Raw genomic sequence first — 14,114 nt, forward strand, 5'->3', positions numbered from 1 at the left:
GGAAGGGCCCCCGGTTCAGAGGCAGCATTTCACAGCCGGGTTAAGAAAGTATCACGGAGCGCTGTCAGTCGAGGCTGGCGTCCAGTTCGCGGCTGCGCTTGGTCACGAAATCCGCCATCGCCTCCGCCCGGGCCGGATCGAGGGCGGGCGGCTCATAGGCGTCGAGGATGCGCCGCGCGCGCTTGGCCGCCCGCTCGCTGGCCCAGAGCGCGCCGTCCTCCTCCCACACCGGGTAGGGCCGCCAGTCGGAGGCGACAGGTTCGGGGAAGGCAGCCCCCGTGCCAGCCCCCGTGCCAGTCCCCGTGCCGCCCGCGCCGGGAAGCCCCGCCAGCAGATCCTCCTCCTCCGTCCCACCGGAGGAGGTCTGCCAGTAGCGCTGGACAAGCTGGATCTGCTCACAGTCGAGAACGAACTTTTCCACGCTGGCGGCCGTCCCTCGCGACAGCCAGCCCGCCGCGTGATGGAGCAGGTTCGCGCCGGACCGCACCCCGCTCCACAGGCTGTTGGCCGTTTCCGCCATCGCTTGCGCATCGGCGATATTCGCGGTGGACGCCGCGGTTGCGCGGAAGGGCAGGTGAAGGCTCCGCGCGATCTGCCCCAGCGCCTCCGTCATGCGAAGGCTCTCTGCCGTGCCGAATACCGGTGCGCCGAAGGTCGGACCGAGACATGCGGACAGGGCGCCCAGAATGACCGGCGTTCCAGGGCGGGCCTGCTGCACCAGTGCCACCACCGCCAGCGCCTCCGCGAGCGCGAGCGTCACCATGCCGGCGACCGTTACCCCCGAGCCGGCCTCCGCCATGACGAGCGGGGTCACCATCACCGCCTGCCCGGCCCGCGCGGCGCAGAGCGTGGCGGCCAGCACGCTCGCATCGAAGATGAGCGGGCCGGCGGAGTTGATATTGACATAAAGGCGCGGCTTAGCGGCGAAATCCGCCTCCTCCAGGCCGGCGGCGAGCCCCGCCAGCGTCATCACGTCCCGCACCGCGGCAGGGCCGAGCGGATAGGCGTGAATGACCTTGTCCGTCAGACGAAGGGCCGCCTCCGCGCAGACGAGATGGCGCATGGGAGGGGGAATGTCCTGCGGCTCAACGGGATAGCCGCCAAGGAAATGGATGCAGTTGAAGCTCTGGGCAAGGCGCAGCAGATCCTCGCAGGCCGCGAGGTCGCCGCTCCTGCGCCCGCGCTGCAGATCCCAGACCTCGGTCGCGGAGGCTACCGCACCGAAGAGCATGTGCTGCCCGCCGACGGTGACTGCGCGCGCGGGGTTGCGCGGCTCCAGCCGGAAAGTCGCAGGGGCAAGGCGTGCCATGTCCGACACGAAATCGGGGTCGAAACGCGCGACGTTTCCCTCCACCCTCACCCGCGCGGTGTCCAGCGCCTGACGCAGACCGCCCTCTCCCTCCAGCCCCGGAAGCTCCACGCCGCGCTCCGCCAGCAGGCGCAACGCGGCGCGGCGAATGCGGATGACATCCTCCGGCGAAAGCGGGGCGAGGGGCGGATCGGGGTTCTCCGGCATAGACCACGGCATCTGTCCCGGCACGGCATCGCTCGCCATTGACGCATTTCCCATCTGCAACTTCTCGCCAGAGACATGCTCTCCCCTTACGGGAAAGGATGGCCTGTTCGCGACACGGTCGTGTCGGTTTGGCAGCAAGCGTGGCTCAGGAGACCGATTCCCTGCCGGTTTCCGGGTGGGTCTGGGGCGCTTCGCCCTCCAGCCAGGCGGGGAGGCCGCCGATATTCTCCAGAACGACATCGGCCAGCGGGGCCAGGTCCGCTCTCCGAGCCGGTCCTGTCAGCACGCCCACCGTCCGCATTCCGGCCGCCCTTCCGGCCGAGAGGTCGTGGAGGCTGTCGCCCACCATCACGACGCGGCGGGGATCCAGATCGAAGGCGCGGGCAAAGGCCAGAAGCATTCCGGGCTCCGGCTTGCCGCCATGCCCGCTGTCGGAGCCTGCGACGAAGTCGAACAGGTCAAGCACCTTGGCCTCCGTCAGATGAGCGCGGGCCGGCGCCTCCGCATCGTTGGTGGCAAGGCCGAGGATCAGGCCGCGACGCTTCAGCTGCCGGAGCAGCGGGCCAAGTGGCACGGCGGCCCGCAGGGGGGCCTGTGCGGCCAGCAGGTTCATCCGCGTGACCAGTCCCGCCATGTTGGAACCGGGCAACAAAGGCAGCAGCTTCGCCGCGATCTCCTTCGGCGTGCCTGCGATGACGATGCTGTCTGGCGCGAAGCGGCGCTCCTCCAGATCGTAGCCGATGGCTGCTCCGAGGGATGAGGCGAGCGCCCTGTCCCCTCCGGCCAGATCCTCAAGCAACCGCGAAGACCATGCGGACCAGCTTTCGTTGAAGTCGAAAAGCGTCCCATCCTTGTCGAACACGATCGCGGCGATATCGGGGATGGTGGGGGGCATAGCTGTTTCTCCGCGAGCAAGGTGGAAACCCTGCCCGCTCCGGCTGGGTGTGGCAAGGCGATTGGCGCGACACTCCCGCGCGGGCAGTCGGACGGGAAGCGGGAGCGGGCTGACCCACGCTCCGTCAGACTCCCTTATGCCCACTTGAGCCCATTCAGGCCCTACGTCCGGTGGCCTTACGCCCAGTCAAGCGCTTCGCCGCCCGGGAGCCGTCGGCGGGCCCGCAGGATGGCCTCTGGCCGGACGCCTGCCTCTGCAGCGAATCCCAGTACCAGTTGATCTTCCGTCAGAAGGAAGTCCATGACTGCCGCCAGAAGCTCCGGCTCGCGAGCCGACCGCGCCACGCTTTCCGCCGAAGCCCCGGTGGCGCCGAGGTAGCGCTGCCAGCGGTCTTCATCGGCAGCCAGCCAGCCGAGCGCGGCGATGGCCAGCGTCTCGGCGGATTCACGCTCGTTTTGCATAAATGTCTCCTGATACGGAAAGGAAATTTTAACCAATTTCGTAAAAGGTCGATAAGCAGTCGGCAAGCAGCGGGCGGATATTGGAATGGTCGGAAAAATCCTGATCGTGGATGGGGTGGCGACGAACCGTATCGTCCTCAAGGTCCGCCTTGCCTCTGCCTGCTATGAAACGATTCAGGCGGAGACGGCGGCGCAGGGGCTGACGCTCGCGCGGAGCCTCAGGCCGGACGCCATCCTGCTCGATGTCGGCCTTGCCACGCCCTCCTGCGCCGAGATGTGCCGCACGCTCCGCAGGGACCCGCGAACCCGCCGCCTGCCGGTCATCGTCCTTGGCGCTGCGGGAGGAGATCAGCGGCTGGCCGCCTTGCGCGCCGGCCCGGATGATGCGATGCCGCGACCGGTGGACGACATGATCCTGCTTGCGCGGCTTCGCAGCCTGCTCCGGGCCAGCGATCGTGCGGGCGACTTCGAGGAGGAGGTGCCGGGCTTCGGCCTGTCGGAAGCCGCGGATCCCTTTGAGGCCGCGGCCCATATCGCCGTCGTGACACTTGGCGCCCCCTCCGGCGATCTCTGCCCGCGTCTGGCAGGGGCGCTGGGCGGGGGGCGGACGCAGCACCTCAGCCGCGCGGATGCGCTGGGAAGTGAGGAGGCGGCCGACCTCTATCTTCTGACCGCCGTGGAAGGACGGGAGGAGGAGGCGCTGCAGCTCATGTCCGACCTTCGCTCCCGGCCCAGCAGCAGGGATGCGGCGATCTGCATCCAGTTCCCGGAGTCGTCGCGAAGCGCGCGGGCCATGGCGTTCGATCTCGGCGCCTCGGATGTGGTGGATGCCGATGCGTCGGAGGCCGAGCTGGCCTTCCGCCTTCAGGCACAGCTTCGCCGGAAGCGGCTGGCCGATCGCCGCCGCGCCTCCCTTCGTGCCGGGCTTCGGCTGGCGGTGACCGATCCGCTCACCGGCCTGCCGAACCGTCGTCACATCCTGCCGGAGATCGCGCGGACTTCTGCCGCCGGACGGAATTTCGCGGTGCTTGCGCTGGATATAGACCGTTTCAAGGTCGTGAACGATACTTGGGGGCATGCGGCGGGGGATGCCGTGTTGGTGGAGCTTGCCCGCCGCATCGGTGCCACGATCGGCAATTCGGGTGTTCTCGCGCGTATCGGGGGCGAGGAGTTTCTGGTGCTGCTGCCGGATGCCGCTCTGCCGCAGGCGCAACAGATGGCCGAGGATATCCGCCGCGTGACCGCCGCTGGTCCCGTGTCACTGCCCGACGGGGCCGAGGATGTGCGCGTGACGCTTTCCGTCGGCGTGGCGACCGGTGCCGCGCGCGAGGGGGCGGCGGAGATCATCCGCCGCGCGGATCAGGCCCTGCTCCGCGCGAAGGCGGAGGGACGCGACATGGTGAGCGTGAGCCTTTCGGCAGCCTGAGCGGAAGCCCTTTTATGGGTCTTGGCCGGGTCTGGCGCAAATTGGCCAGAGGCAGCGCGGGCGCCTGCCGTGGGTGCGGGTATTGCGCCATCCGGCTTGGCCTTCTGTCACGCGCCAGTTCGGTACTCCGGCGCGGGGAAAGGTCATACGGCGCGCAGCGAGGACGCGACGGCCGGATTTGCAGCACAACACGCGCCGGAGGTTCATAACCGCAGGGGCGCGCGCAGGGGGCCGGAAACCGGAGCGCCTTCAGAGGGAAAAGCTTGTACCGCAGCCGCAGGAGGAGGAGGCGTTCGGATTCTCGATGGTGAACCGCGCGCCGATCAGCGCTTCCGAGAAGTCGATCACCGCGGAGGAGAGGAAGGGGAGGGAGACACTGTCCACCAGCACCCGCGATCCATCCTTCTCGATCACCAGATCGTCGGCCGTCGCCTCATCCAGCCGGATGTCATACTGAAAGCCCGAACAGCCGCCGCCCTCCACCGCCACGCGGAGGGCCTTTCCTTCTCCCGTTGCGGCGTTGATCTCTGCGATGCGGGCAAAGGCCCGGTCGGTCACTTTGGGGGGAAGGGTCAGACTCATGGGAAAACCCGTATCATTCCGGTCATCCCTGCAATATAGGTGGGGGCAAAAGACGGCACAAGAACAGGCAGACCCATGCTCGCGCCCTATGCCTGCCTCCCCGACCAAAGCCGGGGGCGGCTTCACCCCGAACGGATGTCCACTTTCCGTTCGCCGTTTCAGCGGGACCGGGACCGGATCATCCATTCCTCCGCCTTCCGCAGGCTGAAGCACAAGACGCAGGTCTTTGTCGAACACGAAGGCGATTACTACCGCACGCGGCTGACCCACAGCCTTGAGGTGGCGCAGGTGGCGCGGACCATTGCGGGCGTGCTCGATCTCAATACCGAACTGGCGGAGGCCGTGGCTCTGGCGCATGACCTCGGCCATCCGCCCTTCGGCCATACCGGCGAGGATGCGCTGGCGGAACTGATGGCGCCCTATGGCGGGTTCGATCACAATGCGCAGGCGCTCAGGATCGTCACGTCTCTCGAACGGCACTACGCCGATTTCGACGGGCTGAACCTGACATGGGAGACGCTGGAGGGCCTTGCCAAGCACAATGGCCCGGTGGAGCCGCCCTATTCCTACGCTCTGGCAGAGGTGAACGCGGGCTACGACCTCGACCTGTCCACCCATGCCAGCGCGGAGGCGCAGGTGGCCGCAGTGGCCGATGATGTCGCCTACAACCATCACGACCTGCACGACGGGCTGCGCTCCGGCCTGTTCGACGAGAACGACCTGATGGAACTGCCGCTGACCGGCCCGGCCTTTGCGGAGGTGGATCGCCTCTATCCCGGCCTCGACCCCACGCGGCGGCGGCACGAGGCGCTGCGGCGGGTGTTCGGCGTCATGGTGGAGGATGTGATCGCCGTGGCGAGAAACCGGCTCACCGCGGCACAGCCCCAGTCGGTGGACGAGATACGCGCGATGGAGGGGCCGATCATCCGCTTCTCCAAGCCGCTCTTTCAGGAGTTGAAGGCGATCAAGTCCTTCCTGTTCCAGCGCATGTATCGCGCACCCTCCGTCATGCGGGAGCGGGCGCGGGTGACGCAGGTGGTCCGTGACCTGTTTCCGCTCTTCATGAACGATCCGGCGCTTCTGCCGGTGGAATGGCAGGTGGATGTGGCGCGCGCGGCGGATGAGACGCAGCTTGCCCGCGTGGTGCTCGACTATGTCGCGGGCATGACCGACCGTTTCGCCCTTCAGGAACATGCGCGGCTGTTCGGGGAGACGGCCTGACGGCAGCACCGGCGGGGAGGGCCGCGCTCCGGCCTGACCCCGGGAGGTCGGCCCGGGTGCGAGGGGGAGGGTTCCCCCGTCTGGTTCCCCCCGTCAGGTTCTCCGGTCAGGCGCCGAACAGGTCGTCCAGCGTCGCGGGGCGGTCCTCCGGCTCTTCCTCTGTCTCCGACTGCTCCTCCGCCCTGTCCAAGGCGTCTGCACGGTCGAGCGGCACGCGGTTGTCGAGCAGACCTGCCGCCCGCAGCTCCGCCAGACCGGGAAGGTCGCGGGCGGAAGCAAGGGCGAAGTGATCCAGAAACGTCTCCGTCACCATGAAGGTCACGGGGCGTCCCGGGGTCAGCCTGCGGCGGCCGAAGCGTATCCACCCCAGCTCGAACAACTGGTCCAGCGTGCCGCGCGACAGGGCGACGCCACGGATTTCCTCGATCTCCGTCCGGGTGACGGGTTGGTGATAGGCGATGATCGCCAGCGTCTCAACCGCCGCGCGGGACAGGCGGCGTGTCTCCACCACCTCGTCCCGGAACAGGCCGGAGAGGTCCGGCGCGGTGCGGAAGGCCCAGCCCTCGCCCGCACGGCGGAGTTCCACGCCCCGGCCTTCGTAGCGGCGGGCGAGGCGGGCGACGGCCTCCGCCGGATCGCAGCCGTCCGGCATCCGCTCTGCCAGCGCGCGGGTGGTGAGCGGGTCGGCAGAGGCGAAGAGCATGGCCTCCACCATCCGCTCCTGCTCCTCCATCGCGGGCGGGAGGAACAGCCCGGTCATGCGCGCCCCTCGCCGAGCGCGCGGATCTGGATGGGCGCGAAGGTGCTGCCCTGCCTGATTTCCAGCCGCCCCTGCCGCGCAAGCTCCAGCGTTGCAGCAAAGGTCGCGGCTGTGGCGGAGCGGCGGCGTCCGGGGTCCTCCACCCAGCCATCGGGCAGGTAGCGGCGCAGATCCATCCAGCTTCCGCCGTAGCCGATCAGGTCGCGGAGACGGGCGAGCGCCTGCTCCATGGTAAACACGTTCTCCCGGTCGAAGGCATAGGGACGGAACTCCTCCTTGGTGCGGAGCCGGGCATAGGCCTGCATGATATCGGCCAGCGTCGCCGTATAGCGCGTCGTGCGCGCCGCGACGACGGGTTCGGAACGTCCGCGCGGGAACATGTCCATGCCGACGCGGGGCCGGGCCATCAGGCGCTCCGCCGCCTCCCGCATCGCCTGAAGGCGCTCCAGCTGGAAGGCCAGATGCGCGGCCATATCCTCCCCCGAGGGGCCGTCCGCTTCCGGGTCCGGCGGTAGCAGCAGGCGGGATTTCAGGTAGGCGAGCCACGCGGCCATCACCAGATAATCGGCAGCAAGCTCGATACGGAGCGCGCGGGCCTCCTCCACGAAGGCCAGATACTGCTGTGCCAGTTGCAGCACGGAGATGCGGCGCAGGTCCACCTTCTGGCTGCGGGACAGGGAGAGGAGCAGGTCGAGCGGGCCTTCGAAACCCTCCAAATCGACGATCAGCGCCTCTGCCGCGCGCCGCTCGGCAACGGAGCCGGCCGCGTCAGGGTCCACCGATGCGGTGGTGGTCGTCTGAGCGCGGGAGTTGCCGGCGAGAAGGATTGCGCTGGCCCTGCCCGCCGGGGCGGTCACGAGCGGGGCCGGGGGGTGTTTCGGGCCAGCGGCTGCGGAAAGCGCGCCCGGGGCTTTTGCCGGGGCCTTTGCCGGAAGCGAAGGGGCGGATGCCGCGTCGCCTGCTTGGCCGCGTTCGGCCTCGGCCTCCGGCGTGCCTGTGCGGGGGGCTTTCGCCCGCCCTTTGCCGGATGTCTCAGCCACTCACCGGCTCCGCCAGCAGCCGGTCAAGCTCCGCCCGGAGCGTGGGGAGATCGGCCGCATCAGGCGCGTGGCGGGCCGCGAGCGCCCGCTTCCCGCGCTCCGCCGCGATCCCCTCCATCCGGCCGGAGGCGGTGACCACCTCTACCATCTCCGCGCGCTTGCCGTTGCAGTGCAGGATCACATCGCATCCCGCTGCAATTGCCAGGCGGCTCCGCTCCTCCAGACTGCCCGCCAGCGCCTGCATGGAGATGTCGTCCGACATGATGAGATTGCCGAACCCCAGGTCCTGCCGGATCGTCTGCATCACGATGGGCGAGCAGGTCGCCGGGCGCTCCCCATCCAGCGCGGGGAACACGATATGCGCCGTCATCGCCATCGGCAGATCGTTGAGCGCGCGGAAGACGGCGAAATCGGTTTCCTCAAGCTCCTCCAGCGGCGCGGTGACGGTGGGCAGCGAGAGGTGGCTGTCCACCGTTGCGCGGCCATGGCCGGGGATGTGCTTCAGCACCGGAAGCACCCCGCCCTCCAGCAGTCCGTCCGCCACGGCGCGGGAGGCCGCGGTGACGGTCGCCACATCCTCGCCATAGCAGCGGTTGCGGAGGAAGGGATGCGTCGCCGGCCCCGCGATGTCGGCAAGGGGGGCGCAGTTCGCGTCGATCCCCACATCGCGGAGTTCCGCCGCGATCAGCCGATAGCGGAGCCACATGGAGCGCACGGCCTCCGTGCCCGCCCGCGCCATCTGCTCCAGCGGGGGCAGCCACTCCGCCCAGTGCGGCGCGCGGAGCCGCTGGACGCGCCCGCCTTCCTGATCGACGAGCACCGGCGCCTCCCGGCCCACGGCATCGCGCAGATCGTCGGTCAGGCGGCGGACCTGCTCCGGCGTCTCGATATTGCGGGCAAAGAGGATGAAGCCCCAAGGGTCGGCCTCGCGGAAGAACTGGCGTTCGTCGGGCAGGAGGGCGAATCCCTCGCACCCCAGAATGGTGGCTCCGGGCATCAGCGTACCGTTACGGGAATACAGGCGGCCTGTTCGGCCAGAAGGGCGGTGCAGAAGCGTCTCGCATCCGCATCGTCGGCGAAGCCTGCGGCGCGCAGGCGATAGAAGGTGCGTCCGCCGCTTTCCGCAGGCTGGATGACGCGGGAGCGGGAGCGGAGCAGCGCACCGAATTTCGATTGCAGCCGCGCCCATTCCCGCTCCGCCGTCGCGGCATCGTCAAAGGCGCCGAGCTGCACGAGCTGATCGCCGGTCCTGAGGCTCGACGCCTCCACCGGCTGGGCGACCGGCTGCACCACCGGCGCCACTGCCGTGCGGCGCGGCGGGCGGGGCATGGGGCGCAGATCGGCGGAGAGCCGGGCATTGGAGGCGGGCGGATTGGCGGCGGGCGGCGGTTCCTCCGCAAGCGGCTCCTCCGCCGGGCCTTCGGGCGCGAAGATATCAGCGGGGAGGGCGGCCACAGCCTGCGCCACGGCATTGTCCACCGCAGCATCATCCACGGCGGCGGCAACCTTCTCCTGCACGGCTTCGGCCTGCAAGGCGGCGGCGGGACGATCCTCCTCCTCCAGCGTCACGGGGCGCGGAGCGAGGACAAGACGATCAGGCGGCGGCGCGGCCGACCCCTCTGCCGCGACGGCATTCACGGCAAGACCCTGATAGGAGGTCGTCAGCCCGCCAGGGTCCTCGGGCGCGATGCGCATGGGGCCTTCCAGCGCACGGATGACCGGCACGCCCGTCACATCCCGCATGGTAAGCTGGTAGCCCCAGACGGCCAGGCCGATCAGCAGCGATACGGAAACGACCGTTCCCGCCAGATTGACGAACCCCTGCAGGCGCGCCGCTCGCCCTTCCTGCGGAGGGTCTTCCGTCGTCTGGTACTCGTAATCCGCCATGGCTCCGCCTCTCATACCGACGGAGCCGCTCCTCCCCGCAACGGGGAAGGAGGCGTCCTGCTGCCCGCCGCGCCGGCGGCGCGCTTGTTCTCAGCGCATTTCCTCGACCGGCGTGACGCCAAGGATACCAAGGCCCGCGGAAATGACAACGGATACGGCCCGCGCAAGGGCGATTTTCGCCTGCGTCGCGTTGACGTCATCCTCCTGGACAAAGCGGAGCGAAGGCTCGTCATTGCCCTTGTTCCAGAAGGCATGCAGTTCGGACGCCAGTTCATAGAGATAGAAGGCGATCCGGTGCGGCTCGTTATTGCGGGCGGCAATTTCCACCAGCCGCGGCCACTCGGCGATCTTCCGCGCCAGTTCCGTCTCCGCCGGATGGCGGTTCGGGGCGAGATCGGTATCGGCTAGCGTCACGTCATCGACGTCGATCCCCATCTCCGCCGCCTTGCGCAGCACGGAATTCACCCGCGCATTGGCGTATTGGACGTAGAAGACCGGGTTGTCCTTGGATTGCTCCAGCACCTTGTCGAAGTCGAAATCCAGCGGGGCATCGTTCTTGCGGGTGAGCATCACGAAGCGGGTCACGTCGGGGCCGACCTGATCCACCACGTCGCGCAGGGTCACGAAGGTGCCCGCGCGCTTGGACATCTTGAACGGCTCGCCGTTCTTGAACAGCTTCACCAATTGGGTGAGCTTGACGTCGAACTCCACCTTGTTGGCGGAAAGCGCAGCAACCGCCGCCTTCATCCGCTTCACATAACCGCCGTGATCGGCGCCGAACACGTCGATCAGCACGTCGAAGCCGCGCGAGATCTTGTCCCAGTGATAGGCGATGTCGGGGGCGAAATAGGTCCAGGCGCCATCGGATTTGCGGATCGGCCGATCCACGTCATCGCCATAGGCGGTGGAGCGGAACAGCGTCTGCTCCCGCGGCTCCCAGTCGTCGGGCGTCTTGCCCTTCGGCGGTTCCAGCACACCCTTGTAGATCAGCCCCTCGGATTGCAGCCGCTCCAGCGCGCTTTCGATCCGTCCGGTGCCATAGAGCGACTTTTCGGAGAAGAACACGTCCATCTCGATGCCGAGGAGCGCCAGATCCTCTCGGATCATCTTCATCATCTCACCGGTGGCGAAGTCGCGCACCTCGTCCAGCCATTCGGCTTCGGGCTTGTCGAGCAGCGAGGTGCCGTATTTCGCCTTCAGCGCCTCCCCCACCGGGATCAGGTAATCGCCGGGGTAGAGCCCCTCGCGGATCTCGGGGTCAAGGCCGTTGGCCTCCCGGTAGCGCTCATAGGCGGAGCGCGCCAGCACATCGACCTGCGCGCCGCCGTCGTTGATGTAATATTCGCGCGTGACGTCATAGCCCGCGAAATCCAGCAGACGCGAAAGCGCATCCCCGAACACCGCGCCCCGCGTATGGCCGACATGCAGCGGCCCCGTCGGGTTGGCGGAGACGAATTCCACGTTGACCTTCTTGCCCTCGCCGAGCGTGGAGCGGCCGAAATCCGCGCCGTCCGTCACCGCGCCGCGAACCACCGTGTCCCAGACCCAGGGGTGCACCCGCAGGTTCAGGAAGCCCGGACCGGCGACCTCGGCCGCGGCGATGCGGGGATCGACCGTCAGCTTCGCCGCCAGCGCCTCGGCGATGTCGCGGGGTTTCATGTTGGCGGGCTTTGCCAGAACCATGGCGGCATTCGTCGCCAGATCGCCGTGGGCAGCATCGCGCGGCGGCTCCACCGTCACGGCGGAAGTGTCCAGCCCGGCAGGCAGAAGGCCCTCAGCGGTCAGATCCCCGAGGCTGTCGACGACAAGGGCGCGAATGGTGTTGAATATGTTCATCGGGCAATCCTTTGCTTGGTCGGGACATATCACGGCAAGACGCAAGGTCAACTGACCCGCACCGCCGGTCCCTGACCGCTCCGGTTCGTTTCTGCCTTTGACATATTGACCGCGGCGGGGGGTGCAACCCGGCGCGGAGGGATTCCGCTGCGTAAAACCTCAGCGGAAATGCTTGGCGAGCTTCAGCCCCTGGCCCTGATAATTGGAGGCGATGCCCGCACCGTAGAGCCTGTCCGGCAGCTCGGCCATCCGCTCATAAACCAGCCGCCCGACGATCTGACCATGTTCCAGCACGAAAGGCGCCTCGTGGCAGCGCACCTCCAGCACGCCGCGGGAACCGGCGCCGCCCGCCGCCGCATGGCCGAAGCCCGGATCGAAGAAACCTGCGTAATGCACGCGGAACTCCCCCACCATCGCGAGGTAGGGAGCCATCTCGGCCGCGCAATCGGGCGGGATGTGCACCGCCTCCCGGCTGACGAGGATGTAGAACGCGCCCGGATCGAGGATCAGCCGCCCGTCCGTGCTGTGCAGCTCCTCCCAGAAATCGGCTGGGTCGTAGCCGCCGATCCGGTCGAGGTCGATCAGCCCGGCATGGGGCTTGGCCCGGTAGCCGACCAGCGTTCCGCTGTCGGGCTTCAGATCAACCGAGAAGCCGAGCCCCTGGTCGATCACCGGCTCCCCCCCGGCGACGAGCGCGTTTTTCGCGTGGAGCGCGGCGAGTTCCACATCCGTGAGCACGGCATTGCCGCGTTTGAACCGGATCTGGTTCAGGCGCATTCCGGGCCGCACGAGAACGGAGAAGGAGCGGGGACAGATCTCAGCGTAAAGCGGCCCCTCATAGCCGGGGGCAACCCGGTCGAACTCTGTCCCGCCGTCGGTGATCATGCGGGTGAGCAGGTCAAGCCGCCCGGTAGAGCTTTTGGCGTTCGCAACGGCGGCGATCCCGTCGGGGAGGGCGAGACGCTCCTCCAGCGGCACCAGATAGACACAGCCCTTCTCCAGCACCGCGCCGGGGCGGAGGTCGATCTCATGCATGCCGAATTCAGCGATCCGGTCCTTCACCGTCCGCCCCCGGCCTGCAAGGAAAGAGGCGCGCACGCGATAGGCGGTGCCGGACAGGCGGAGATCAAGGCTCGCGGGTTGTATCTGGGCGGGGAGAACAGGTGCTCCGGCGGAGATCACGCCATCGGCAATCATCCGGGAGATCGCGCGATCAGGGAGAACGCCGGTGGGCAATGTCACATCATGCACCCCGGTCATCCCCAATCTGCTGCGGAATTCAATGGTCGGGCCGGCGAGATTCGAACTCGCGACCTTCCGCCCCCCAGACGGACGCGCTAACCAGACTGCGCCACGGCCCGACGGGCGCATACATACCGACTTTGATGGCAGGGGCAAGCGGCAAAGCGCAGTTTCTGCGCGCAAAAGTCACGGGGTCCGCGGGAGACGGGCGGCGCCTGCGGGGCGATGTCACCCCGCCTGACGCATCCTGTCCCGGAGCGCGAGAAGCCGCGACTGCAGCGGGGCCGCTTCGGGCAAGGCCGCGGGCGGCAACCTGCGGAGGCGGGCCAACAGCGCATGCGTATCCAGCCAGAGAACCGCTGCGGGATGCGGCGCGTAAGGGGGCGTGTCTCCCACCGGACCGGCAGGGGCGACAGAGAGCGGCAGGCCCGGCCCGGGGGCGGGATCCGGGTCCGGTTCCGGCTCGGGTGGCGGGCCGGGTTCGGGGATGGGGTCGGGAATCGGCGAAGGCTCCCGCGCGGCGCGTGCCTCTCGCGGGCGGAGGGTGCGGACCATCGCGGTCGGGCGGAGGGGGGCATCATAGGCGGTGCCCATCTCCTCCCCCAGGCCGATCGCGATGACATGCTGAATGCCCCGTTCGCGCAGGATTTTCTGCACGCCACGGATGGTCAGCCCTTCTTCATGCAGCAGCCGCTGAATCCCTGCGATGAGGGTCAGATCCTCCGGGCGGTAGTAGCGCCGCCCGCCCGCCCGCTTCACCGGCTTGATCTGGGTGAAGCGGCTTTCCCAGAAACGCAGCACATGGGCGGGCACGCCGAGCTCGTCGGAGACCTCGCTGATCGTGCGGAACGCCTCAGGTGATTTCTCGACCCCGATCGCCAAGATCAGCCCCGGTTTCCGGCGGCGACGCGATCCTTCATGATGTGGGAGGGCCGGAAGGTCATCACCCGGCGCGGCAGGATCGGCACCTCATCCCCGGTCTTCGGGTTGCGGCCCACGCGGGCGGACTTGTCGCGCACGGAGAATGTGCCGAAGGAGGAGATTTTCACCTGCTCGCCCGCCACCAGCGCGTCCGACATGTGCTGAAGCACGCTCTCGACGAGCGCGGCCGACTCGTTCCGAGACAGGCCGACCTCGCGGAAGACGGCCTCGCTCAGATCCATGCGTGTGAGAGTGCCTTGGCTCATGGTCTATCCTCGCAACAGATCACTGGAAATCCATATGACTGTCAGGGATTAAGCCGGCCAA

14 protein-coding genes and 1 tRNA gene are annotated in these 14,114 nt (G+C 68.1%); 2 read left to right on the plus strand and 13 right to left on the minus strand.

The genetic code is table 11. The features are described from left to right. Positions 1–64: 64 nt before the first annotated feature. The 3 genes from RT513_RS09845 to RT513_RS09855 form a co-directional block, all read right to left on the minus strand. Entirely contained in the window at positions 65–1,555 is a 1,491-nt protein-coding gene (locus RT513_RS09845; RefSeq protein ID WP_290689855.1) for a trimethylamine methyltransferase family protein, read from the minus strand. A gap of 106 nt (positions 1,556–1,661) precedes the next feature. Then, the gene (locus tag RT513_RS09850) at positions 1,662–2,411 is read right to left on the minus strand and encodes an HAD family hydrolase (RefSeq protein ID WP_290689853.1); all 750 of its coding nucleotides are present in this window, start codon (positions 2,409–2,411) and stop codon (positions 1,662–1,664) included. Positions 2,412–2,587: 176 nt separating this feature from the next. Beyond that, positions 2,588–2,872: a DUF3572 domain-containing protein gene (locus tag RT513_RS09855; RefSeq protein WP_088215306.1), complete on the minus strand. Its 285-nt coding sequence runs from the start codon at positions 2,870–2,872 to the stop codon at positions 2,588–2,590. A gap of 85 nt (positions 2,873–2,957) precedes the next feature. Here RT513_RS09855 and RT513_RS09860 point away from each other — a divergent pair, with 85 nt between their 5' ends. Further along, positions 2,958–4,298, plus strand: a complete 1,341-nt coding sequence (locus tag RT513_RS09860; RefSeq protein ID WP_290689852.1) for a diguanylate cyclase domain-containing protein — start codon at positions 2,958–2,960, stop codon at positions 4,296–4,298. Positions 4,299–4,547: 249 nt separating this feature from the next. On the opposite strand, the gene RT513_RS09865 is transcribed toward RT513_RS09860, so the two are convergent. After that, on the minus strand, positions 4,548–4,874 hold the full coding sequence (locus RT513_RS09865) for a HesB/IscA family protein (RefSeq protein ID WP_179209163.1): 327 nt from the start codon (positions 4,872–4,874) through the stop codon (positions 4,548–4,550). Between the two features lie 81 nt (positions 4,875–4,955). Between RT513_RS09865 and RT513_RS09870 the strand changes: the two genes are divergently transcribed. After that, the gene (locus RT513_RS09870) at positions 4,956–6,101 is read left to right on the plus strand and encodes a deoxyguanosinetriphosphate triphosphohydrolase (protein WP_088215309.1); all 1,146 of its coding nucleotides are present in this window, start codon (positions 4,956–4,958) and stop codon (positions 6,099–6,101) included. 106 nt (positions 6,102–6,207) lie between these two features. Here RT513_RS09870 and scpB read toward each other — a convergent pair whose 3' ends face one another. From scpB to ihfA, 9 genes are all read right to left on the minus strand, one after another. After that, positions 6,208–6,861: an SMC-Scp complex subunit ScpB gene (gene scpB, locus RT513_RS09875; RefSeq protein WP_290689851.1), complete on the minus strand. Its 654-nt coding sequence runs from the start codon at positions 6,859–6,861 to the stop codon at positions 6,208–6,210. Further along, on the minus strand, positions 6,858–7,640 hold the full coding sequence (locus tag RT513_RS09880) for a ScpA family protein (RefSeq protein ID WP_290689928.1): 783 nt from the start codon (positions 7,638–7,640) through the stop codon (positions 6,858–6,860). Before RT513_RS09880 ends, scpB begins: the two co-directional genes overlap by 4 nt. A gap of 253 nt (positions 7,641–7,893) precedes the next feature. After that, positions 7,894–8,898, minus strand: a complete 1,005-nt coding sequence (gene nagZ, locus RT513_RS09885) for a beta-N-acetylhexosaminidase (protein WP_290689850.1) — start codon at positions 8,896–8,898, stop codon at positions 7,894–7,896. Next, on the minus strand, positions 8,898–9,788 hold the full coding sequence (locus RT513_RS09890) for an SPOR domain-containing protein (protein ID WP_313533950.1): 891 nt from the start codon (positions 9,786–9,788) through the stop codon (positions 8,898–8,900). Before RT513_RS09890 ends, nagZ begins: the two co-directional genes overlap by 1 nt. A gap of 90 nt (positions 9,789–9,878) precedes the next feature. Continuing rightward, positions 9,879–11,624, minus strand: a complete 1,746-nt coding sequence (gene argS / locus RT513_RS09895; protein WP_088215313.1) for an arginine--tRNA ligase — start codon at positions 11,622–11,624, stop codon at positions 9,879–9,881. A 159-nt stretch (positions 11,625–11,783) separates the two neighbouring features. Next, the gene (locus RT513_RS09900; protein WP_290689845.1) at positions 11,784–12,884 is read right to left on the minus strand and encodes a 2'-deoxycytidine 5'-triphosphate deaminase; all 1,101 of its coding nucleotides are present in this window, start codon (positions 12,882–12,884) and stop codon (positions 11,784–11,786) included. A 23-nt stretch (positions 12,885–12,907) separates the two neighbouring features. Continuing rightward, positions 12,908–12,985, minus strand: a tRNA-Pro gene (locus RT513_RS09905). A 109-nt stretch (positions 12,986–13,094) separates the two neighbouring features. Next, complete coding sequence (locus tag RT513_RS09910; RefSeq protein ID WP_409518406.1) at positions 13,095–13,748, minus strand: MerR family transcriptional regulator; 654 nt, start codon at positions 13,746–13,748, stop codon at positions 13,095–13,097. A 2-nt stretch (positions 13,749–13,750) separates the two neighbouring features. Further along, entirely contained in the window at positions 13,751–14,053 is a 303-nt protein-coding gene (gene ihfA, locus RT513_RS09915) for an integration host factor subunit alpha (RefSeq protein WP_035708692.1), read from the minus strand. Between the last annotated feature and the right edge of the window lie 61 nt (positions 14,054–14,114).

It is taken from the genome of Haematobacter sp. (genome assembly GCF_032102465.1).
Lineage (GTDB): Bacteria > Pseudomonadota > Alphaproteobacteria > Rhodobacterales > Rhodobacteraceae > Haematobacter.